16 protein-coding genes are annotated in these 24,228 nt (G+C 52.7%); 13 read left to right on the top strand and 3 right to left on the bottom strand.

Going from position 1 to position 24,228, the window contains the following annotated elements; all coding sequences use genetic code 11:
• Positions 1 to 23 precede the first annotated feature (23 nt).
• Entirely contained in the window at positions 24 to 4,994 is a 4,971-nt protein-coding gene (locus tag MKZ24_RS10105; protein ID WP_340782578.1) for a carbohydrate binding domain-containing protein, read from the top strand.
• A 100-nt stretch (positions 4,995 to 5,094) separates the two neighbouring features.
• Here the strand turns inward: MKZ24_RS10105 and MKZ24_RS10110 are convergent, their stop codons facing one another.
• Positions 5,095 to 5,649 carry a GbsR/MarR family transcriptional regulator gene (locus MKZ24_RS10110; protein WP_042239527.1) on the bottom strand — a complete coding sequence of 185 codons (555 nt, stop codon included), beginning with the start codon at positions 5,647 to 5,649 and terminating at the stop codon, positions 5,095 to 5,097.
• Between the two features lie 256 nt (positions 5,650 to 5,905).
• Here MKZ24_RS10110 and MKZ24_RS10115 point away from each other — a divergent pair, with 256 nt between their 5' ends.
• From MKZ24_RS10115 to yunB, 5 genes are all read left to right on the top strand, one after another.
• The gene (locus tag MKZ24_RS10115) at positions 5,906 to 7,105 is read left to right on the top strand and encodes a quaternary amine ABC transporter ATP-binding protein (protein WP_042239526.1); all 1,200 of its coding nucleotides are present in this window, start codon (positions 5,906 to 5,908) and stop codon (positions 7,103 to 7,105) included.
• Positions 7,102 to 7,938, top strand: coding sequence for an ABC transporter permease (locus MKZ24_RS10120; protein WP_039305343.1), 837 nt, complete (start codon positions 7,102 to 7,104; stop codon positions 7,936 to 7,938). The genes MKZ24_RS10115 and MKZ24_RS10120 overlap by 4 nt, the downstream gene beginning before the upstream one ends.
• 19 nt (positions 7,939 to 7,957) lie before the next feature.
• Positions 7,958 to 8,842, top strand: coding sequence for a glycine betaine ABC transporter substrate-binding protein (locus MKZ24_RS10125; RefSeq protein ID WP_231637725.1), 885 nt, complete (start codon positions 7,958 to 7,960; stop codon positions 8,840 to 8,842).
• Positions 8,843 to 9,202: 360 nt separating this feature from the next.
• Positions 9,203 to 9,817, top strand: coding sequence for a TVP38/TMEM64 family protein (locus tag MKZ24_RS10130; protein WP_042220053.1), 615 nt, complete (start codon positions 9,203 to 9,205; stop codon positions 9,815 to 9,817).
• Between the two features lie 626 nt (positions 9,818 to 10,443).
• On the top strand, positions 10,444 to 11,703 hold the full coding sequence (gene yunB, locus MKZ24_RS10135) for a sporulation protein YunB (RefSeq protein ID WP_081956692.1): 1,260 nt from the start codon (positions 10,444 to 10,446) through the stop codon (positions 11,701 to 11,703).
• 263 nt (positions 11,704 to 11,966) lie between these two features.
• Here yunB and MKZ24_RS10140 read toward each other — a convergent pair whose 3' ends face one another.
• Both MKZ24_RS10140 and MKZ24_RS10145 read right to left on the bottom strand, forming a co-directional pair.
• Entirely contained in the window at positions 11,967 to 12,866 is a 900-nt protein-coding gene (locus tag MKZ24_RS10140; protein ID WP_052416376.1) for an IS3 family transposase, read from the bottom strand.
• 35 nt (positions 12,867 to 12,901) lie between these two features.
• Positions 12,902 to 13,225, bottom strand: a complete 324-nt coding sequence (locus tag MKZ24_RS10145; protein ID WP_042236251.1) for a transposase — start codon at positions 13,223 to 13,225, stop codon at positions 12,902 to 12,904.
• Positions 13,226 to 13,747: 522 nt separating this feature from the next.
• Here MKZ24_RS10145 and MKZ24_RS10150 point away from each other — a divergent pair.
• From MKZ24_RS10150 to MKZ24_RS10180, 7 genes are all read left to right on the top strand, one after another.
• Positions 13,748 to 15,379, top strand: a complete 1,632-nt coding sequence (locus MKZ24_RS10150; protein ID WP_340782601.1) for a response regulator — start codon at positions 13,748 to 13,750, stop codon at positions 15,377 to 15,379.
• Positions 15,376 to 17,142, top strand: coding sequence for a sensor histidine kinase (locus tag MKZ24_RS10155; protein ID WP_042239520.1), 1,767 nt, complete (start codon positions 15,376 to 15,378; stop codon positions 17,140 to 17,142). The genes MKZ24_RS10150 and MKZ24_RS10155 overlap by 4 nt, the downstream gene beginning before the upstream one ends.
• Before the next feature lie 128 nt (positions 17,143 to 17,270).
• Positions 17,271 to 18,674: an ABC transporter substrate-binding protein gene (locus MKZ24_RS10160; RefSeq protein WP_052416725.1), complete on the top strand. Its 1,404-nt coding sequence runs from the start codon at positions 17,271 to 17,273 to the stop codon at positions 18,672 to 18,674.
• Between the two features lie 182 nt (positions 18,675 to 18,856).
• The gene (locus MKZ24_RS10165) at positions 18,857 to 19,744 is read left to right on the top strand and encodes a carbohydrate ABC transporter permease (protein ID WP_042239518.1); all 888 of its coding nucleotides are present in this window, start codon (positions 18,857 to 18,859) and stop codon (positions 19,742 to 19,744) included.
• A complete protein-coding gene (locus MKZ24_RS10170; protein WP_442950495.1) occupies positions 19,741 to 20,571 on the top strand; it encodes a carbohydrate ABC transporter permease in 831 nt (276 codons plus the stop codon). Before MKZ24_RS10165 ends, MKZ24_RS10170 begins: the two co-directional genes overlap by 4 nt.
• A gap of 109 nt (positions 20,572 to 20,680) precedes the next feature.
• A complete protein-coding gene (locus tag MKZ24_RS10175; RefSeq protein WP_042234001.1) occupies positions 20,681 to 21,976 on the top strand; it encodes an IS110 family transposase in 1,296 nt (431 codons plus the stop codon).
• Positions 21,977 to 22,384: 408 nt separating this feature from the next.
• Positions 22,385 to 24,226: a glycoside hydrolase family 127 protein gene (locus MKZ24_RS10180; RefSeq protein ID WP_340782607.1), complete on the top strand. Its 1,842-nt coding sequence runs from the start codon at positions 22,385 to 22,387 to the stop codon at positions 24,224 to 24,226.
• The last annotated feature ends 2 nt before the right edge of the window (positions 24,227 to 24,228 follow it).

Consider the following 24,228-nt stretch of genomic DNA (forward strand, 5'->3'; position numbering starts at 1 on the left):
AAACTAGAGGAGGCCTAAAGGATATGAAAAGAAATGTATCTGCGGTGTTAGCGGCCGCTGTGATCATTACCGGTCTTTTGTCACCGCTGGGAGGCGGAGCGGCAGGCGCCTTGCCTGTGAAGAGTAAGCTGGCAGCTGCGGGGAATGCAACAGCTGCGGTGCAGAACGGAAATTTGGCTGCCGCTGATATGAAAGCGTTTACTGATGTGAGCACGGACAATTGGGCGGCGGATGCCATACAGCGCTGGAGCCGCAGTGGTGTGATCTCCGGTTACGGGGACGGCAGCTTCCGGCCGGATCATCAGGTGACGCGGGCAGAATTCGCGGCCATCATCAACCGCATATTTGGCTACAAGGAAGCGGCAGCCGCACTCCCGGAGGATATACCTGCGGGAGCCTGGTACAAGAACGATATCGCCAAGGCGGTAGCGGCAGGTTATCTAAATGCAGGAGCAGATAACCATATCCAGCCTGCGGCTAAGCTGAAGCGCGGGGAAGCGGTTGTGGCGCTGCAGAGGATTTTCCGGCTGGAGACTGTCAATCATGCAGGGTCGGTGTATAGCGATCTGGCCGGGGCAGGAAGCGAGGTCATTTCAGCAGCGGATGCATTAACTGCAGCCGGCTATATTCAGGGCTATCCGGGAGGCTTGTTCAAGCCGGACGGAAACATTACCCGCGCCGAGCTGGCCAAGATGGCCGATACGCTGGTGCAGGAGCTCCAGTCCTCCGGCGGGGAAGTGAAGCTGGGAACGGTACAGGGGAATGTGGTGCTGAACCATGAAGGAGCTACGCTCAAGGAAAGCGTAATTGAAGGCAATCTCTATCTTACCGAGGGTATCGGAGAAGGCGATATCCGGATTCAAGGTGTGCAGGTTAAAGGCACAACCTATATCCGCGGAGGCGGTGAACACAGCGTGACCCTTGCGGACAGCAGCCTCGGCACTATTCAGGTTGCGAAGCCCCGCGGCACAGTCCGCATTGTTGCCAGCGGGACTACAACAGCGGGAACCGTACAGCTGAACTCTGGTGGCGTCCTTGAAGAAGGCAATCTCACCGGAGAAGGATTCACCAATGTTGAATTGTCAGCCGGGGAGAAGACGGTCACCCTTAAAGGGAATTATGGAGTGGTGTCCACCGCAGATCCTGCAGGAAGCCGCATTGCACTGAACATCTCCGGCAAGCTCACTAAGCTGGTATGGGGGGCCTCCGGTACAATTGTGCTGATGGACAAAGCGCAGGTGGCCGAGTTGCTCATTAAAGCCGGGGCTAAAGGCTTGGCACTCACGGGCAGCGGCAGCTTCGGTACCGTACTGAATCAGGCGGATGATGTTACTGTAGGCGGATTTGCCCTCAAGCAGGGCAGCAGCACGAATCTGAATCCGGCTGCACCGCAGGCCAGCCAGCCTCCTGCTGCCGCCAGCGGCGGAGAGACTGCCGCTACGGCTACACCGGCTGTGACGCCGGCACCGGAAGTCACACCAACTCCGGCACCGACCAGCGATCCGTGGAGTCTCGTGTGGAATGATGAATTCGATGATAATGTCATTGATCCGGCCAAATGGACCTATGACCTTGGAGACGGAACCACCGTCGGCAATCCCGGCTGGGGTAACAATGAGCTGGAGTATTACACCAATGACGGGAAGAATGTGAAGGAGGAGGATGGTAAGCTGATCATCACCGCGCGCAAGGAAGCCGTGGGCGGCAAGCCATACACTTCCACCCGAATCAAGACAAACGGACTATACAGCAAAATGTACGGAAAATTCGAGATCCGGGCGAAGGCGCCAACAGGCAAGGGGCTCTGGCCGGCGATCTGGATGCTGCCGGAAGATTACACCTACGGCAATTGGGCTGCCTCCGGAGAACTGGATATTATGGAAGGCTGGGGCAGCCGGCCGAATGTGGTTGCCGGAACCATTCACTATGGTTCCCAGTGGCCGGATAATGTCTATTCCGGCAAGGAATATGTGCTGCCGGGCAATTCCACGATTGAAGATTATCACACCTACTCGATCGAGTGGGAGCCTGGGGAAATCCGCTGGTATGTGGATGGCGTATTATACTCCACGAAGAATGACTGGTACAGCAAGAGCAGCGGCCAGCCGGCAATGAATGCGTATCCGGCACCGTTCAACCAGAGATTCCACCTTCTGATGAACCTGGCGGTAGGCGGCAATTTTGACGGTAACCCTACGGAAGATACTGTATTTCCGAGTTCCATGGAAATTGACTATGTACGAATATACGAGCTGACCGGGCGCGAGTACCGGGAACCGGTACCGGTTGAGTTTGAGAAGGAGCCTTATCTGGAGGGAGCTAAGCTGCCGCTTGAGGACGGCAACTTCATTCATAACAACGGCTTCACCGAACAAGTGGATGGCGATGCCGGAATGGGCATTCCGAATACAGCGCACTGGGTATTGTACAAGGATGAAGGAGCGGATGCAGCTCTATCGGTTGAGCCGATAGGCGGGCAGAATTTCCTTAAGGTAAACATCAGCAAGCCCGGGGGCAATACCTACTCCATCCAGCCGCAGGCCATTGTCTCCCTGGCGAAGGGAAGATACTACAAGCTGAGCTTCGATGCCAAGACGGATACGGCGCGTGATATAAGCGTCCGGCTGACAGGCGGGGCGCCGCGGGGATTCCCGGCGTATTCACCGGCGTTCAAAGCTGATCTGACACCGGAGATTCAGCATTTCGAGACGATGTTCCAAATGAAGGAGAGCTCGGATAACGCAGCGCGGATCGAGTTCAATATGGGCACCAATGCTTCACCGGTATGGCTCGGCAATGCCCGGCTCGAAGAGATTGATCATATTCCGTTCGATCATGACAGTGCCAAAACGCCGCTGGGCAGCGGCAACCATCTCTACAACGGCAGCTTTGATCTGGGCGAAGTGAACGGACGCAGCTATTGGCATATCGAAGGTACGGGAGGTGCAGAGGTCAGCCCGGTTGTTAAGGATAGCCGGCTGAAGCTGGAGATTGCAGGCAACGGAGGCGCGGAGGCCGATGTTACCCTGCTGCAGAAAGGAATCTTCCTGGTGCAGGGGCATGATTACAAGCTGACCTTCGAGGCCGACAGCTCCTCCGCCCGGACGGCCACAGTTGAATTGCGGGGCCATGACGGCTCAGTATATGCTTCACAGCCGGTGCAGCTTATTGCAGGCAAGCACAAGGTCGAAGCCGTGTTCACTGATCTCGCGGGAGCAACGGATCATCTGGGCCAGTTCGTGCTGCGGCTTGGCAGCGATGCCGGAACCGTGGTGCTGGATCAGTTCCTGCTGCTGCGCACGAGTTTCTATTACGATCCCGACATTGACTACTTCCCGCTTAAGAACGGCGATTTCAGCAATGGTTTTAATGGCTGGGAGCGGTTGCTTGCGGAAGACGGCGGCCAGAGTACCGCGGCGGTTGCAGACGGAGTAGCGAAATTCAGCATTACGAATACCGGCAATCAGGCCTATTCGGTCATGCTGTTCCAGAATGGCCTGAAGGCTGCTGCCGGAATGAAATATATCATCGAATTTGATGCCCGTTCCAGTGTAGCCCGCGAGATCAGCGTAAGGGCAGAGAATGGACAAAATTCCCCTTCGCATAGCAAGATTGTGAAGCTGTCACCGGAAAAGAAGCATTACGCACTGGAATTTACGCAACTGACCAAGGATACATTGTCGCTGAAGTTCCTGCTCGGCAAAGTGGAGGGTGTAAGCATTGCGCAGGCTCATGATATTATGATCAACAACGTGAAATTCGAGGTTAAGGATGCTCCGGCCAAGCCGCAGGAGCTGGTTGCGGACAGCACCAATAACCGGGTGCTGCAGCCGGTTGAGCTTACCTTTGCAGAGAAAGAGGATTGGTCAAGTAAGATTAAGGCAGTGAAGGTAAACGGAACAATGCTCGGGAAGGAGCAGTACGCGGTTCAATCCGGCACCCTTCGGATCGATGCGGCGGTTTTTCCGGCAGAGGACCGCTACATCATCTCTGTAGAAGCCGATGGATATGTCGCAGCGTCGGTGGTCCAGTACATTCTGGCAAGCGGCGATAATCTGGTATTCAACGGTTCATTCGGCGCAGGCGATGCAGGCTGGTCAACCTGGTCCCCGGACAAGGGCATGTCGTCCTTTCAAGTGGCTGGCGGTATAGCGGATGTGCAGATTAACGCTGCCGGATCAGAAGTCTGGCATACGCAGCTCTATCAGGAGGATATCCGGCTTGAAGCAGGCAAAACCTATGAACTGAGCTTCAAAGCCAAATCTACGGTTCCGCGGCAGATGATCGTGGAGTATAGCGGCACCTCTGCCCAGCCAGCCCAAGGGAAGTTCGATGTCACGGCAACCTGGGCGACCTACAGTGCACAGTTCACGGTTACCAACAACAATCCGCTGAAGCTGAACTATCTGATCGGCAAAACGCTGGGCGAAGACGGAACGGCCAACAGCACAGCGCATACGATCTCTCTGGACGACATTGCGGTCCGGGAGGTTACAGGCGGTCCGGTCATTGAACCCGCCAGCGGCACGCTGGATAACGGGACCTTCGATGCTGAAGGCATGAAGGGCTGGACCCAGTACTTTGAAGGTGCAGGAAATGCCGCAGTCAGGGACGGAGAGCTGGAAGTCTTGCTGAACTTCACAGGATCAGCGAACTACGCCGCCCAGGCCGATTACAGGGATCTGAAGCTGGTGCAGGGCAAGAGCTACACCTTGAGCTTCAAGGTCCGCTCGGATGTGAACCGTCTGATTGAAGTGGCGCTTGAACATTTCGGTGGAGATTACACGAAATATCTGCCGGCAACCGCTGTAGCGTTAACGGGAGAAATGCAGCCCTTCAGCTACACCTTCACTATGAATGACAGCACCGATGCGGGTGCACATCTGGTATTCCTTATGGGGCTCATTGACGGAAATAGCACAGAGACCAACACGGCTATCCAGGCAGGCAACCATATTTATATCGATGATGTCAGCCTGGTGGAGATTCCGTAACGGTACATTAACAGACAATGATAAACGGCCGCGATCCTTGAATATAAGGATCGCGGCCGTTTTCATTTGTGCGGAATAGGATTAACGTATATGGCTGATATTATTCTTTAGGGATTAATTCAAAAATCTTGCCGGTCTCCAGCGCTTCGATCAGCTTCAGCAGCCAGCGGTAATATTTGATCGCTTCCTCAATTTTGGCCTCATCGGTCAAAAGCAGGCGCAGGATGTCAGGCTCGTCCGCATATTCTTGCTTCATCTGCTGGATCTCGGACAATGATTTGTTAAGTGCAGTCATATTACCCTCGACTGCTTTTCTCCATTTAATGGAGAAGTAGTCGCTGAAGTTCTGATGCCAGTCCGGGACCACCTCGAACAGATCCTTGCGGGTGCCTTTTCCCCAGACTTTATCGATCATCTTCAGATCCAGCAGCGTGCGCACGCCGGTACTCATCGAAGTCTTGCTCATCCCCATAGTGCTGCTCAGTTCGTCCAGTGTAACCGGACCCTGATTGAAATACATGTAGCCGTATAAATGTCCAATGGACAGGGTAATCCCGTACAAATCCATATTTTTACCGATGGAATCGATGACCCGCTCCCGGACTTTGCTGATTCGCTCTATTTGTTCGGGCAGAAGCCCCTCTAAATCATTCATGATGTCCCTCCTGAGGAATAGGCTGACAGGCAACAAACCTCTCCAATGTATTGTAATCAAATCCGCTGCTATAAGTAAAGAATTCATCTGGAGCGGAATATGGCGTTAAACAGAGTATTCTATACGTAAAGTTCGTAAAGTTAAAACTGTACACTAAATTTTAAGCGAATATGCGCTTTGCGTCTCTTTTCACAAGTCCGTTACACTAGGTCAGGAGAACTAACCTGAAATATTAAGGGGAGAGAAGGAGGTCACCATGGCAATTATAGAGGTGAAACAGCTTACCAAAGTATTCGGTCATGATGCGGTACGGGCACTTCCATTATTAGAACAAGGCTGGTCCAAAGAGAAGATTGCCCGGGAAGCCAAGCTGACGGTTGGCGTGAACAAAGCCGAATTCAGCATTGAAGAAGGAGAAATATTTGTCATTATGGGATTGTCGGGCAGCGGTAAGTCCACGCTCGTCCGGTTATTGAACCGGCTGATTGAGCCCACTGGGGGCCAAGTATTGTTCAAGGGCAAGGACGTTGTCCAGATGAATCCGGAGCAGCTAAGAGAGTTCCGTCGCAAGAATATCGGCATGGTCTTTCAAAAGTTCGCGTTGTTCCCGCACCGTAGTGTGCTGGCCAATGCGGAATACGGACTGGAAGTGCAAGGTGTGGAGAAAAGCAAGCGAACCCGTCTTGCCATGGAAGCACTTGAGCTGGTCGGCCTTAAGGGCTGGGAGCATCACCGCCCGGATCAACTGAGCGGCGGCATGCAGCAGCGTGTCGGTCTGGCCAGAGGGCTGGCCAATGATCCGGATATTCTGCTGATGGATGAGGCCTTCAGTGCGCTTGATCCGCTGATCCGCAAGGATATGCAGCAGGAGCTGCTGGAGCTGCAGGCCCGGGTGAAGAAGACCATTGTATTCATCACGCATGATCTCGATGAGGCGCTGCGGATCGGTGACCGGATTGCACTGATGAAGGACGGCGTCATTGTCCAGATCGGTTCGCCGGAAGAAATCCTCATTCAGCCTGCAAATAAATATGTAGAACGATTCGTTGAGGACGTCGACTTGTCTAAGGTGCTGACCGCCGCTCATGTCATGCGCCAGCCGGAGATGATCCGTCCGGAACGCGGACCCCGGGTAGCCCTGCAGCTTATGCGGGACAGCGGAGTATCCAGCCTGTATGTGGCAGATAATGAAATGAAGCTCCAAGGTGTAATTACAGCGGAGAATGCGGCACAGGCACTGAAAGAGAACCGCAGCATTCTGGAAGTCATGCAGCGGGAGATTCCCCGTGTACGGCCGGATACCCTGCTGAATGACCTGTTCGAGATGATGTCGGAGACGCATCTGCCGGTTGCGGTAGTAGACGAGGGTGACAAGCTGAAGGGCATTGTCATCAAGGGAGCCGTGCTGTCCGCACTTGCCGGTAATGCGGTTCCGGAAGGAGGACTTGGTTTATGAATTTACCCAAAATACCGCTCGGAAAGGGCGTAGAATGGCTCGAAGACTGGCTGACGACTTATTTCGGCCCCTTCTTCGATCTCATTCATGCTGTGATCGGCGGAATGGTAAGCGGCATTGATGCGGCGCTAACATTCCTGCCCGCGATTGTGCTGACCATACTTATCGCCGCTTTGGCTTATTGGATCGGCAAATGGCGGATGGCATTGTTCGCAGTGATCGGGCTGCTGCTGATTGATAATCTCGGATTATGGGACCCCTCAATGCAGTCGCTGGCCCTTGTGCTGACGGCTTCCTTGCTGGCTGTAATTATCGGGGTTCCGCTGGGTGTGCTCTGTGCACAGAGCAAGACCTTCCAGAACATTGCTACGCCTATACTTGACTTTATGCAGACGATGCCGGCGTTCGTATATCTGCTGCCTGCGGTATCGTTCTTCTCTCTGGGTGTAGTGCCCGGGGTGATTGCTTCTATTATATTTGCTATCCCGCCAACCATCCGTCTAACGAACCTGGGTATCCGGCAGGTATCGCCGGAGCTTGTGGAGGCTGCGGATGCGTTCGGATCGACAGCAGGACAGAAGCTGTTCAAGCTGCAGCTGCCGATTGCCCTGCCTACGATTATGGCCGGCATTAACCAGACCATTATGCTATCGCTGTCGATGGTTGTAATCTCGTCTATGATCGGCGCCCAGGGTGTCGGAGCCTATGTGTACCGTGCGGTATCACAGGCCAAGACAGGGGCTGGCTTTGAAGCGGGAATTGCCATTGTTATTATTGCGATATTGCTGGACCGTCTGACCCAGAAGCTGTTCAAGCCCAAACAACAAGGATAGAGGAGTGTTTAAAATTCATATGAGTAAATTTAAATCGATGAAACTGAGCCAGCTCGGCTTGATTATGCTATTGATGATGGTTGTTGTTATTTCCGGATGCTCGTCCAAGGATAATTCTTCGGTGAAGCTGGCTTATGTAGCCTGGGATTCGGAAATTGCCAGCACAAACGTGGTTAAGGAAGTACTGGAATCGAAGCTTGGCGTTACGGTAGAAATGCTCCAGGTCGATGCCGGTCCAATGTGGGCAGGGATTGCTGATGGAAGTGCGGATGCGATGGTAGCCGCCTGGCTGCCGGGTACCCATGCTTCCTATCTGGAGAAATACGGCAATGATATCGTAGATGCCGGTGTGAATCTGGATGGAACGAAGACTGGACTTGCCGTTCCTGCATATATGGATATCAATTCCATTGAAGATCTGAACAATGCAGAAGTTGCAGCTTCGCTGGATAACATGATTATCGGAATCGAACCGGGGGCCGGAATTATGACGGCTACCGAAGCCGCAATTGAAGCGTACGGATTAAGCGATTATACGCTGCTTGAGAGCTCTTCGGCGGCGATGGCACAGGAGCTGCAGAAGGCTTTTGACAACAATGAACCGATTGTAGTTACCGGCTGGACTCCGCACTGGATGTTCGCGAATATGGATCTGAAATATCTGGATGACCCCAAGAAAGTATACGGCGGTGCTGAACAGATCCATACTATGGTACGGAAAAGTCTGAAGGATGATATGCCTGATGTTTATCTGTTCTTAAGTCAATTCAAGTGGACCGCAGACGATATGGCTCAGGTTATGGTCAAGATTCAAGGCGGACAATCGCCGGAGGAAGCGGCCAAAGATTGGGTCGATAACAATGAAGCCAAGGTGAATGAGTGGATTACCGGAGTGAATTTGTAGAGATTGTTCCGTTAATCAGTGATTTGGCAGAGAAGAACGATGTGTGCTATGATTGAAAGAACTAGGCTACAATTCTGTAACTTGTACGCTAACGACTGTTCTTTAGATGTACATATCATAAGCAAACTCATTCAACAAACACCCCGAGAGGGGTGTTTTTCTTGAAAAGATAAGAATGTATATGCTTCGCGTAATAAATGTTCCTTATCTTTCTCGCTGAAACGGTACCGTCCTTTTTAAAGGACGGCAACGCCGTTTCCACTTGAGATTCACGAAACAAACGTTAATGAGCGATTCCCTTATGTTCAGTATGAAATCAGGAGACAGCTGCTGCAAGGAGTCAGGAAAGGGGAGAACTCCGTGACTGAGACCATTAATGCCTGGATCGATTGGCTGCTGCAGAGTCTTGGACTGAGCGGCCCTTCCATTCTATTCGCTACCGTTCCACTGGCGGTACTGCAAAGTTTGTTCGGATTTTTCCCACTAGCGATCCTGATTGTGCTTCATGTCTCTGTATTTAATGTTATTGGCGGGATGATTGTCAGCTGGCTGGCCTGTAATATTGGTGCGGTGCTCGTCTACTTCCTGTTCCGGCGTTATCTCTTTGAGTGGTTTGACCGGAAATGGGGATATAAGCTGAAGCGTTATGACAAATGGCAGATGTACCTGGACCGCTATGGCATCTGGACCCTGGTGCTGCTGCGCACGATTCCGATTGTGCCGAGCAATATAATCAATCTGATGTCGGCTGTTTCTCCGATTAAGCCTGCTGCATTTATCTGGGGGACGGTGCTTGGAAACCTGTCTTATATCTGGCTGTTTGGAACGATCAGCTCCTCGCTGATTGTCCCCCGGGAGGAATGGAACGGATTCCTTACGTGGTATGCGGTGTTTATGGTGATTCTGATCGCTATTTTTGTCCGCCGTCATTGGGGGCATCTGCAGGAGGATAAGCGCAAGCGGATGGGGCATTAGGTTTATCTTTAAAATATGCTGAAACGGCTTCTCCTCCTCTAGAAGGACGGAGAAGCCGTTTCAACTTGTTGGCTGGTAAATTATGTATGGGTAATCCCGCTGAAGCCGCCGGAAGCGGGTGGCAGGCGGGAATGAGGGGCAAAAGTGCCCTTGAATCCGCTGAAAGTGGATGGCAAGCAGGAATGAGGGGCAAAAGTGCCCCTGAATTCGCCAAAAGTGGGCGGTAGGAGGAAATGAGGGGCAAAAGTGCCCTTGAATCCGCTGAAAGTGGATGGCAAGCAGGAATGAGGGCATTATTATTATTGTGCTTGATTTCCCCGGGGGCTTCCCAGAAGTAGTCTGAGTAGATCAATATAAGCGCATAAACTCCGGCTGAATTCACCCGTAAGGGTGATTTTTGTTCAAAAATAAGAATTTATAGGTTTCACACGATAACTTATCCTTCTATTTCTCGCTGAAACGGTAACATCCTTATACAAGGGCGGTAAAGCCGTATCTACTTCTCCAAAGAGGAATGTTTCTGCGGTGTTCTGCCGCAGGGATGTTCTTCTTTTTTGCGTTCGTCCCGAATAGCCTATAGTACATGGGCGGCTTGACCGCAGGAATGTCGGGAGGGACTGCAAGGCATGGGCAGAATCAGAAAATGGGGGAACCGGCGGGCAGGCGCATCACTCTTCAGCCGTCTGCGGCTGCCGAGGTTCAGCTGGAGCGGGTTGCCGAGACCGGCCGGACGCAGCCCGGCGTTCAAGGCCAAACCGTCGAAGGCAGTCTTCCGGCCGCCGGGTTCGGGAGCAAGATTCGCGGCGAAGCCGTCCAGGTCCGGGGCAGGGGCATCAAGCCGGGGCGGTGTATTCGTGGCGAAGCCTTCGAGGTCGGGAATCCGGCCGGACAGGAAGGAAGCGGGTTATGAGACGGCTTCGCCCGGTGCAGGAGCAGGCGCTCCGGGCTACCGTGTCTGGCGTAAAGCCAGCCGGAGCGGGGGATTCAGCCTGTTCCGCGGCCGGGAGCGGAAGAAGCAGGAGGCCGTGGCCGGGAAAGGCCGGAAGCCGCGCCGCCGGGGCAGATTCTGGATCATCCTGAGCCTGCTGCTGATTCTGGCTGTGCTTCAGGGGCTGCGTTATGTGGAGCAGCATATGAAGCCGCCGATCCTCCATCTGGCGCAGATCCGGGTGAAGCAAATCGCTACGGAATCCATTAACAAGGCGATTACTTCCCAGGTTGCGGACGGGGGGAACGCGGAGGCGCTGATTGACTGGAAGACAGATAAGAACGGCAAAATATCCGGGTTCATGCTCAACTATAAGGAGCATATGCGGATTACTTCACAGGCGGCCGAGGTCATTCAGTCCACGTTGCAGGAGCTGCATAACCAGACGGAGCATATTCCGCTGGGCCAGGCGCTGGGCAGTCCGCTGATTGCTTCATTTGGGCCGGATATTCCGATCAAAATCGAACCGCAGGGCGCGGTAAAGGTGGAGCTGAACACGCGGCAGCAAAATGCCGGCATCAACATGATTCTCGTTGAAGTCTTTATTCATATTGTGACCGAGGTTGCGGTCGTCATTCCGTTTGATATGGAGCCGCAGATCGTGGATACAGAAATTCCTGTCTCCTACCTGATGGTTGTCGGCGATGTCCCGATGTACTATTACGACAATCAGGGCCAGCCTGTCGGCGAGAACGGCAGCAGCGCGCCGGGAATCGCTATTCCCGCACCTTCACTGAACACAGAGAAGAGCGGCACTGGCACGGACGGTACAGCTGTTGAGGGAAGCGGGGGGGCGGGGAATACGAACAGCGGAGAGAATAACACACCGGCCGGGAGCGGCAACTCTGCGCCCAGCACAAATGCGGGGAATGCCGGGGCCAATGCGGGAGGAGAGTAATGGGATATTTGACGGGTAGAACATATAAATGAGTAGAACATATAAGTGGGTAGGACATATAAGTGGAAAAACTCCATCTGCTGTTGGTAGAATCTCTGATTCCGGGGACTTAGTTGGAAAAACGGCACTTAATTTCAGCGGGATTCGCTGACGGCGGGGTTATAGGCAGGATTAAGTGTCATAAATCCAATTAATTTCTGTAAAGCGGTTCGGCCCCTTAATTATGGAGTCATTCTCTTGAAATCTCTGGTTCTTGCAGTTTCTTAAAGTGAGATGTTTACCTCTGCCACTTGGCCTGCTCTCCATGCCGCATGGTATTGGTTAGGACTCAATCGGTTTAAACTGCCGTGAAAGCGGCGTTCGTTGTAAAATTCAATGTACTCCGTGACAGTCTCGTAGGCTTCTTCAAAGGTTTCAAAGTACATTTTGCTGTAGAGATCTCGTTCTAAAATGCTGTGGAAGGACTCAATATATGCATTCATATTCGGCGTTTTAGGCGGAATCCGTTCATGAATCAAAGGTTCATCCGGGTCCATACACATCTCTGCAAAAGCATGACTGAGAAATTGAGGACCATTGTCTGAGCGAAGAATAGGCCTAGCCCCTCCAGGCTGTATACGGGCCTTCAACGCCTGCTTAATGGTCGTGCAGATCTCCTTTGCACTGCAACTTGCACCCAAGTGGTAGCCGACAATACAGCGGTCAAACACATCAATCATGTCAAAGATAAAAAAGAAGCGGTCGTAGCCATGAATGTATCCGTACTTAATATCTATTTGCCAAAGTTGGTTGGCTCCGGTAACCACGCGGTTTTGGGCAAGCCGTCTTGGATATCTCACTTTCTTGTCAGGTTTCTTTTGGAGCAGCCCTAGCTTTTTACAAAGCCGGTAGGCCTTCTTGTGGTTCAGAATTAAGTCATGCTGGATGTAGAGGGCATGCGCTAAGTTACGGTAACCGTAGCCGTGTTCCTCGCCTGCAACGAGTTCGCTAAGCCATTCTTCGATCTGCTCGTCGCTGACCTTCTGGCCGTCTTTCGTCAACGAATACGCTGGGATCGGTCTTCCGGCTGTCCCTAAGCTTACCGTAGATTTGGTGTTCTCCTTTTGACGCTGTTTGCGGGCATAGTAGGTCGATTCCAGCACACCCACCAGCCGAAGTACCACCGATACCGCATAGCCCCGCTTAATGCTTTCATCGGCTATTTCAAGTCTGTCTTGTAAGCGGGGTTGGTCTTTTTTAGCAGTTCACGCAGGAGTTCGATCTCCAAATCCTTTTCGCCCAGCAGTTTAATCGCAGTGTCCATTTTGGTCTCTAACTCTTGGACACGTTTGGCATCTTCAATACGTTCGTTAACTGAAGGTGTCGCTTGCTCACCAAATCGTTCTTTGTAGAACTTCACCCAGTTCGTAATCGTGCTGGGAGAAACTGAATATTTACGGGCGAGGAAAGAGAGCTTCGTCCCATTAATCGCTTCCTGGGCAACTTTAATCCGTTGTTCATCGTACAACTTGTTACTTTTCATGTCCTCATCCCCTTCTCTATTAGTGTACCTTATGCATCTTTAGGACTCCAATTCGATTAGGGGGCTTAAGAGAAAGCAAGCAAACCGGAATGATTAAGTGGAGAAAATCCAACTGCTGTACCTTGAAGGGTCAGGGACAACGATAATGCGGGCCTGCGGGCCGTTGAAGCGAAAATGAAAAAGACTATAATCCGCAAATACAGGAACGTTAGCTTCTCTTGACGTGGCATAGAAACGTGAAACCATCGTACCGATTGCTGTTTACGTGTCTGGAACGTTAGCCTCTCTTAACGTGGCATAGAAACGTGAAACCATCGTACCAGATTGCTGTTTACGTATCTGGAACGTTAGCCTCTCTCAACGTAGCTTAGAAACAGCTTCTCTCCAGGACTCCGCGCACGCTCCCAATAATATTCCACCAAACCAATATTAATGCACTATGAATAAGCCGGAACGGCTTTTATAATTAGGGCAAAGATGCGGCTGATATGTAATTCACACCAATTCGGGGGGCTGAGCATAGTGAGAATATTGATCGTGGATGATGAGCCCAGACATCTCAGAGGGATGGTCAATCTGATTGGGCGGCTGCGGCCGGAGGACCAGGTGGTGGTGGCGAAGGATGGCTTGTCGGCCATGGAATTGGTGAAAGCCCATGGCCCGGAAGCCATATTGACGGATATCCGCATGCCTGGCATGGATGGACTTGAATTTCTGGAACGGCTTAAGGTAGATGGCATTAAAACCAGGGTTGTAATGGTATCCGCTTACAATCTGTTCGAGTATGCGCAGAAGGCGGTTCGTCACGGCGCTTTTGATTACCTGCTGAAGCCGGTGGAGATTGAGAAAATTGTGGATGTCTTAAGCCGGATTGACCTTCAGCTGACAGCGGAACAGCAGCAGTACCGCGAAGAAGAAGAGCTGCAGCAACGCCTGAAGCTGGCTTCTTCCGCCTACCTGAGCCGGTTGATACTGTCCTGGCTGAACGGCAGTGCGGCCCCGGAGGAGCTGGAGGAGCTGAATCGATATGAATGGCTGCGGGAGAGCGGTGTGGCTGTGTATTCGGAGCTGCAGCACCGCCAGGACAGCGGAGAGCAGCAGGACAGCGGAGAGCAGCAGGACAGCAGAGAGCAGCAGGACAGCAGCTCCTTCGCCCGCTCTCTGGAGCAGGCCTGGTCTGAGTGGGGGGAGGCTATAACCGTTCCCTTAAGCGGGATGATGGAGGACGGCGTTCAGGCGGCCGTGACCTTGATTACGCTGGAAGAACTTACCAAATGCAAGCGGGAGGAGGCCCGCTACATCGCACAGTCTTTGGAGGCGGAGTGGGCGCATGCGGGACAGCTTGTCCACGGGATTGGGCCGCAAAGCCATTCCCTGCTTACCGAAGCGCCGCGGTCGTATCTTGCAGCCAGGACGGCCAACAGCTACAATTTCTACGATTTCCGGCAGGGGCTGCTCTTTGCGGATGAGCTGATCGTAACCCCCGGGACTGGGACTACCGATTGGGGCAGGCTGTACGATGCTTTGAAAATGGACGATGCAGCCCTTGTTCAGGAAGTCTGCGCCGAGACCGTCTATCAGCTCGCGGACGCCGGACAGGCCAGTCCCATGCTGCTGAAGGAGCAAGCCTCGCTGATGCTGCTGCAGATCCGGAGTGACCATCAGGATATTCTGGACAAAAAGACGGGGCAGATGCTGACCGATACGGCCACGATGCTGATCCGTTCATGCCGTTCATATCAGGAATTAATGACCAAACTTAACCATGCTCTCCGGGAAGCGCATCTAGCCCTGTCCTTATCCAGACAGGATAAGAGTGAGGTGGTCATCGCGGAATGCCTCGGCTGGATACAGGGGCATACGAAAGAGAACCTTACACTGGAAAGGGCAGCGGAGCATTTTCACTTTAACCCCTCCTATTTCAGTACGCTGATAAAGAGCAGGACGGGAAAGACCTTCTCCGAGCATGTGACGGCGGTCCGTATGAAGCGGGCCAAAGAGCTGCTTGCAGCGGAGCGGTTCAGAGTATATGAAATTTCCTTGGAATGCGGATTTCAGGATACGAAATATTTTTGCCGTGTATTCAAGAAGTATCATGGCATGTCGCCAAAAGCGTATAAGCACGTACTTTCGCAAAGGAAACGGGAGGCATGAAGATTACCTTCCGTTACCGGCTGCTGGCAAGCTACATCTTGCTGATCGCGGTTCCCCTGCTCGTACTGGGGGCATTGTTCTATCGGACCAGCCTGAAGATTATCACGGAGCAGGCGCAGAAGAATGTGTATGAGATTGTCAAAAAAAATAACGAAGTCATGGACACGAAGCTGCGGATCGTGGACCAGAACAGCATGTCCTTATTTCTCGATAAGGATCTGTTCCGCATTTTTAGCCAGTTGGACCCCGCGAACCAAGTGGAGCTTTTTGCAGCGGACCGGCAGGTGACGGCAGTGCTCAGCAAAACCTTTTCCCAGAACCAGGATATCTATGCCTACCAGCTATGGACCTCCTACTTTACCTTCGGACAAACGCTGCCGCAAGGAGACCCGGTTCAATCGGATATATACGATCTGGCCCGGCAGGCAGGGGGGAAGCTGGTGTGGATTCCTACCTATGATTTCGTATCCATGTTCAACCAGCCTTATCTGCAGGACGGGAATCTGGAGTTCCGTTATTTGTTCTCGGCCGCGCGCCTGCTTGATTTCACGTATCTCAGCAATACGAAGCTGGAGAAAATGGATGCCGGGGTGGAACGCCCTGTACTTGCCATTAGCTTCAAATCCGAGGTGCTTAAATCCTTGTATGAGGACAGCATACCGGGAAGCTCGCGCTATATGGTGCTCGATCCGCATGATAAGGTGGTTGCCAGCAGTGAGCCGGGGGCTGTTGCGCAGACCTATAAGGAGGCGTGGCTGGACGAGCTGCAGCAGGAGAAAAGCGGGGCGCGGAGAATGACGCTGGACGGTAAAGCGGTGATCGTCTGCTTTGACCGCTCGGAGGTTACCGGCTGGATGTCTGTCGTGTGGATTCCGGAGGCAGGGTTGGTGAGCAGCTTTGTGCCGGTGATCCGCGCTTCCATTACTGTCATGGCCGTTGTGATGGGGATAGTGGCGCTTATCCTCGCTTTTTTCATTGCCGGCAAAATTACCAAACCGATCAAGCGGCTGTTAAGCGCGATGAGATCGGTGGGCGAAGGAGATTTCCAGACCCGCGTGGATGTGGTAAGCAATGATGAGTTCGGCGTTCTGACGCAGCGCTTTAACCGGATGAATGACCGGATCCATCTGCTGGTGACAGAGAATTACGAGACCAAGCTGAAGGAAAAGGAAGCCGAGATTCAGGCGCTGAACATGCAGATGCATCCCCATTTCCTGTACAATACCCTGAATGTGATGAACTGGACGGCGATTGAGAATGATCAGCAGGAGCTCAGCAAAATGCTTGTCTGCCTGTCCAATATGCTGCATTATACCTCGAGGAAGACATGGGGCGCCGTTCCTTTGTCCGAAGAAATGAACTGGATGAATAACTATTTCTATATTATGTCGATCCGGTTCGAGGACAAGTTTACTGTAGAGGTTGATATGGACCCGCGGCTCTTCGAATACGAGGTGCCACGGCTGCTGTTCCAGCCTTTTGTGGAGAATGCGATTCTTCATGGCTTCGATCAGACCGAATCGGGCGGCATCATCGGGATCCGCGGCTGGATTAACGGCAGAACCCGGCATTACGAGGTGGCCGACAACGGCCGTGGCATGAGCCAGGCGACTGTAAATGCGATTTTGCACCAGAAAGCATCTTCCGTGGGCATTAAGAATACCATTGACCGCATTCAGATGACCTATGGCGGCGAGTACGGAATCTCCATCTTCTCTACTCCGGGAAAAGGCACAAAGGTGGCCATTACACTGCCGCTGTAAACCCAATCACAGTCCACCAATCCAAAGAGATTAGGGTTATGTAAGCGCTATCCTGTAATTTATAATAAAGGCATCATAGACTGCAGCTATGAACCCGTTGAACTTAGAAATCGAGAGGGGCTCGGAATATGTTGCTACCAAGAAAATCGGTCTTCATTACATTGGCTCTGATTCTGATGCTAGCCGCTGTGCTGTCTGCGTGTTCGAAGTCGGGTACAGCAAGCCCTGAGACTTCCGCGCCTTCCGGAAATGCCGGATCGAAGGAGAACATTACGCTGCGGATGACTGTATGGGGATCACCGGAAGAAGTGGCTCCTTACAAAAAAGCCATCCAGAACTTCGAGGCCAAGCATTCAAATGTCAAGGTTGAGCTTCAGCATATTGCCGCTGATTATGATACCAAGCTGACGACAATGGTCGCCGGAAATGATGTTCCGGATATTGCCATGATGGAATCGGGTACGATTGCCTTTCCGATGGCGGAGCAGGGCAAATTCTATAATCTCCAGGAATTTCTCGATACGGATGCCGATATCAGTCCGGATACGCTGGTTCCCAATATTACCTATTCACTGGAGCCGGGCAATGTAATTGGAATCGGACCAGGGCCGGAATCCTTCGGACTGTTCTACAATGAGGATATCTTCAAGGAAGCTGGAATAGAGCCTCCCCCGTCGAATGTGGCGGATGCCTGGACCTGGGATGAATTCGTCGAGGTCGCCAAGAAGCTGACTGTGGACACCAATGGCAAAACAGCAGCCGACCCGGACTTCGATCCCAAAAAAATTAAGCAATATGGCGCAAATCTCTCCACCTGGTGGGGGGTATACAGCAACTTTATCTATTCCAACGGCGGGGATTTCATCTCGGCGGATGGCAAGACCTTCGCGCTTAACCAGCCGGAAGCTGTTGAAGCCCTCCAGAAAATAGCCGATCTGATGAATGTGCACCACGTATCCCCTTCACCCGTGCAGTCGAAGAATATTCCGGCAACGAATGTAGCCCTCCAGACCAAGAAGGTAGCGATGACGGTGGACGGGCAATGGGCAAGCGCAGGCCTCGCCCAGTCGAAGTTCAACTTTAACGTCGGGGTCATGCCTGTAATGAAAGAGCCGGTAACCACCGTGGTCTGCGGCATGTTCTCCATCTTCAAATCCACCAAGCATCCACAGGAGACCTGGGAGCTGCTGAAGGCGCTGCTCGATCCTGAAGCTTCCATTGATATGCTTACAGCCGGAACTTGGATGCCTTCTCCCAAGGACTGGTACACCGATCCGGTGCTGCTGGCCAAATGGACAGAGAATCTGGATGCCAGACCCTCCGGCTATAAAGAAGCCATTGTCGATGTAATCTTGACCAAAGGGCACCAGACGCCGACCGGCTATGTGAAGAATTTCAACAATATTATGGATCTGGTTAATCCCGCCCTGGATAAGGTATGGCTCGGCCAGCAAACCGCCCAGGCAGCGATGGACTCAATCGCCGTAAAGGCTCAGGCCCAAATTAAGGGACGCCGTGATATCAAGGAATAAACAACTGCGAAACTAGTAGCAGGGAGCGGCGTCCGAACCCTCGTTCGCCGTTCTTTTTGCAAATATAAGAATTTATATGCTTACGCTTTAAATTATCCTTCTATTTCACGCTGAAACGGTACCGTCCGTCTAAAGGACGGCAAAGCCGTTTCTACTTGCGAAATTCGAGACTGGAGGCCGGTATGCGAAAGGGAATGTTCTATGGGCTGCTGTTCACCGCCCCCGCCATACTTGGGTTTGCCATTTTTACGCTGGGTCCCATGATCGCCAGCCTGGTGCTCAGCCTGACCAACTATAATGTGTTCCAGGATCAGACGTCTTTTGTCGGTCTGGATAATTTCGTGCGGCTGTTCTCAGGTAAGGATGAGCTGTTCTATAAATCGCTGGGGATTACCTTTTATTTCGTCGTGCTGCGTGTGCCTGCAGTTATTCTTATTTCTTTCGGCATCGCGCTTCTGCTCAATCTCAATGTAAAGGGAAGAGCCATCTTCCGTACGATCATCTACCTTCCGAGCATCGTTCCTGCGGTGGCCTCGGCCATGATCTGGATGTGGCTGCTCAATCCCGATCTGGGCCTCATCAATTCGCTGCTCAGCCGGCTGCATCTGCCGACCAGCGACTGGCTGTATGGGGAGAGCAGTGTCATCCCGTCAGTGGTTCTTACCACGCTATGGGGCATCGGCAGCACGGTGATTATTTTTCTCGCCGGACTTTCCGGCATCCCCCGGCAGTATTACGAAGCGATTGAGGTGGATGGAGGCGGCTGGTTCCGCAAGCTGAGCCACGTGACAGTTCCTATGGTCACCCCTACGATCTTTTTCAATACAATCATGACCATAATCGGCTCCTTTCAGGTCTTCAACGAAGCTTATATTCTGACGCAGGGCGGACCGAACAACCGGAGTCTTTTCTATGTATTTTATTTGTGGAGAACAGGCTTCCGGGATGCCGAGATGGGATATGCGTCCGCGCTGGCCTGGATCTTGTTCATCATTATTCTGTTCTTTACCTTTATTGTCTTCAGAACCTCGAAGTCATGGGTGTATTACGAAGGGGGGGACCGTGCTTGAGGCCATCGAAGCTTTCCCTTACCGCAAGCTACGGAGCGCTTATCCTGATCTCTGCCATGTTCGTCATTCCGTTTGTCTGGCTGATCCGGAGCTCTCTGATGAATTTATCGCAGATATTTACCATGCCTCCCGAATGGATACCGAAGCCGTTTCAATGGAGTAATTTTCATAAGGCGCTTACGGTGCTGCCGTTCGATGTTTTCTTCAAGAACACACTGATCATCGTGGTTACGGTGCTTGTAGGGACCGTAATTACCAGCAGCATCGGAGCCTTCGGATTCTCACGGATTCAGTGGAAGGGCCGGGATACGGTGTTTGCCATCCTGATGACCAGCATGATGCTGCCGGCAGCGGTAACGATTATCCCGAGCTTTCTCGGCTGGCAGGCGCTGGGCTTCTACGATACGCTGTATCCGCTGATTGTACCCGCTTATTTCGGCGGCGGAATCTTCAATATCTTCCTGCTGCGGCAATTCTATCTGACGATTCCACGCGATTTTGATGAAGCGGCCTTTGTGGACGGGGCGAATTACTGGCAAATCTATACCCGGCTCATCTTTCCCTTAAGCCGTTCCGCGATCATCGTGGTTGCCTTATTCAGCTTCCTGGCCTCCTGGAACGATTTCATGGGCCCGCTGATTTACCTGAAAAGCGACAGTCTCTTCACCCTTGCCCTGGGCCTGCAAATGTTCCAGGGCACCTACACCGCGCAGTGGGATCTGTTGATGGCGGCCTCGGCCACCGTCGTTCTGCCCTGCGTCATTGTGTTTCTGGCCGGGCAGCGTTACTTTCTGGAGGGTATTACCTTAACGGGATTAAAAGGATAAAGGAGCCATTCCTGTAATGAATTAATTTGAGGTTTGAATGAAAAAAGCGCCAACTGTATACTGGGAAACGTTCCGCCAAAGAACAATTCCAGCACAGGAGGCACTCAACATGAAGTATAAACAATCGAAGAAGCAGAATCAACGGATTACACGAATTTCCGACAAGACCCTTGTCGTAGGCGCAGACATTGCGAAAGAAACCCATGTGGCTCGCGCTATCGACTACCGGGGGATTGAACTCGGAAAGGATTGTGTGTTCTCAAATACCCGTACCGGACTGGAGCAACTGGTTCAGTGGATGAAGGAGCTTCAGCGGGAGCATGCCAAGAGCGACGTCCTCTTTGGCATTGAGCCTACCGGACACTATTGGTTTAACCTGGCCGAGTATTTGGGACAGCACGGCATTCCTTTGGTCATTGTCAATCCGCATCATGTACACAAAAGCAAAGAACTGGAAGATAACTCACCCACGAAAAACGACTATAAAGACGCTAAAGTCATTGCCGATTTAGTGCGGAATGGGAAATACAGCGAACCTAAATTGCCAACGCGTATCTACGCAGATCTGCGAATTCTCATGAATCTTCGGGAGAAGATCATGGTGAACCTCGGGCAGGTGCAAAGGCGGGTGCAGAACTGGCAGGATCGCTTTTTCCCGGAATACACTGAGGTGTTTAAAGACTGGGAAGGAAAAGCCTCGCTTATTACTCTAGACGAGTTTCCGACGCCAGGTGAGATCGTAGGACTCGGTGCAGAAGCCATCGCTCAGCGGTGGAAGAAAGACGTGAAACGAGCGGTGGGAACGAAGCGAGCCCAATTGCTGGTCGAAACGGCGAGAGGCTCTATCGGTCTGACCGAAGGTCTTCCTGCAGCAAAGATCGAGATTAAAACACTTCTGGAGCAGTATGACATGTTCGCCAGACAGCTTGAAGAGATTCTGTCCGAAGTAGAACGTCTACTAGGGCAAATTCCAGGCACGAAAGAGATGCTTACCGTGCCCGGTGTGGCTGTAGTGACGTTAGCGGGATTCCTGGCGGAAGTGGGCGATCTGAGTGGTTACGAGCATGGACAGCAGATTATTCGGCTGGCCGGACTGAATCTCAAAGAGAATAGTTCGGGAAAGAAAAAGGGCAAGTCCAGTATTACCAAACGTGGACGTGCAAAGCTGAGGGCCCTGCTGTTCCGGGCGGTCATGCCCATGGTAGCAAAGAACGCCGAATTCAAGGCACTGCACCAGTATTTTACGACACGAAGTCAGAATCCACTGAAGAAAAAGCAATCCCTTGTGGCGTTGTGCGGGAAACTTATTCGCGTGCTTCATACGCTCGGGACGAAGCACATTCCATACGATGCAAACAGCGTGTTAGGGCCGGTCCGTCAGGCCCAGCTACAGATGGCAGCCTAAGAAAAACCAAACTCATTTTGCTCATTGAAGTAGGTTTCACCAAAGACAAAAGAAGCACGGAGCAGCCGCAGGAACTAATTCCATAAGGGCAACGACCCTGTAAAGGAGCAAGAAACGGCGTCCACCTCTTGAGAGGCAGAACGAAGGAATGTAAGGGCAAAGACCCCGCGTGACATGGGAGGGTAAGCCGTCAAGAGACAGGTGTGGATATCCAAAGTGCGATCACAGGAACGATCCATGGGCTGGGGACAATCCCCCCAACCTCTATTCCCGCCACCGGCTCTGCAAGAAAATAATGTCATCCTTACATGACTTCTCCAACTCTCAACCTGTCCATGGCTGAAAACCTAAGAACGAGTGAGCAAACAAGAGAAAATATTAATTTATAGTGGGAGGCGGGTAACGGAAATGGCAGAGCAACAAGCGAAGCTGCACGCCTGGCAGGGTGTGTCTTTTACGAGCATAACAATCAATGACAAGTTCTGGAAGCCGCGCCTGGACGTACTCCGGCAGATCACTCTGCCGGACTGCTTGTCCAAATGTGAGGATACCGGGCGCATCGATAACTTCGCCAAGGCCGGGGGCTTAATGGAGGGGCATTACGAAGGCAAATATTATAATGACTCGGATGTCTACAAGGTGCTTGAAGGCATAGCCTATGCGCTGATGTCGGGGCGGGATGCGGCGCTGGAAGCTGAAGCCGACCGGATTATCGGGCTGATCTCGGCAGCGCAGGAAGCGGATGGATACCTTAGTGCTTACTTCACACTGGAGCATCCGCAGGGCAAATGGACGGACATGGAGAAGCACGAGATGTATAACGGCGGCCATTTGATTGAGGCGGCGGTTGCCTATTATGAAGCGACCGGCAAGCGCGGGCTGCTGGAGGTGGCCTGCCGTCTGGCCGATCATTATGATGAGGTGTTCGGCCCCGGCAAGCGGCACTGGGTGGAAGGGCATCAGGAGATTGAGCTGGCGCTGGTGAAGCTCTACCGCGTGACCAGGGCCGAGCGCTACTGGAAGCTTGCGCTGTGGCTGCTGGAGGAGCGCGGCCATGGATATGGCGCGGGCGCGATCTGGGACAATCCGGAATGGGGGCCGGCCTATTGTCAGGATGATGTTCCTGTCCGTGAGATTAAGCAGGTGACCGGGCATGCTGTCCGTGCCATGTATATGTACACGGCCATGGCGGATATTGTCCATGCTTCAGGGGATTCCGCTTATGCGGAGGCGCTGCACCGGGTCTGGGCCCATACCGTAGAGCGCAACATGTACGTAACGGGCGGCATTGGGCCGTCCAGGCATAACGAAGGCTTCACCTTCGATTATGACCTGCCCAATGAAAGCGCCTATTGCGAGACCTGTGCCGCCATTGCCATGGTGTTCTGGAATCACCGGATGAACCTGACGTTCGGAGACGGCAAATACGCCGATGTGGTAGAGCGTGAAATGTACAACGGCGCCTTGTCGGGAATATCCCTGTCCGGGGATAAGTATTTCTATGTCAATCCGCTTGCTTCGCAGGGCGGGCATCATCGTGTGCCCTGGTTCGAAACCTCCTGCTGTCCAACCAATCTGGCCCGTTTTCTGCCTTCGCTGGGCCAATACGTCTATGCTACTGCAGAAGAAGGCTTGGTGGTCAATCAGTACATGAACAGCGAGGCAGAGCTTGTGCTGGGCAGCGGACTGGGCGTCAGGCTGAAGCAAAGCACACAGTATCCCTGGGAAGGCCGGATCGAGCTTGAGGTGAACCCTGCAGCAATTGCTGACTTCAGCATCCGGCTGCGTGTGCCGGAATGGTGCAGGGGATACCGGCTGGAGGCTGGCGGCGTCAGCATCAGCGGGGCCGGAGCCCTGACGGATCAAGGGTATCTGGTGCTTAACCGGCATTGGTCGCCGGGAGATACGGTTGTGCTTGAGCTGGATATGCCGGTGAATCTTGTGCGGGCCAGGCCGGAAGTGGAGGCGGACAAAGGGAGGGTTGCCGTTCAGCGGGGACCCATTGTGTATTGTCTGGAGCAGACGGATCATCCCGGATTGTTCTATGATGCCTGCTCCATTCCGCCCCGTGCGAAATTCCGGGTGGAACACCTGCCGGAGCTGCTGGGCGGGGTGACGGTGCTGCAGAGCCGGGATGAAGAGGGCAGACCGCTCCGGTTCATTCCCTATTACGCCTGGGACAACAGAGCGTCCGGCTTCATGCAGGTCTGGATCCGGGAACAGGAAGAGAACGGACTATACAGCTGTTAATA

Source organism: Paenibacillus sp. FSL R7-0297 (genome assembly GCF_038009025.1).
Lineage (GTDB): Bacteria > Bacillota > Bacilli > Paenibacillales > Paenibacillaceae > Paenibacillus_AQ.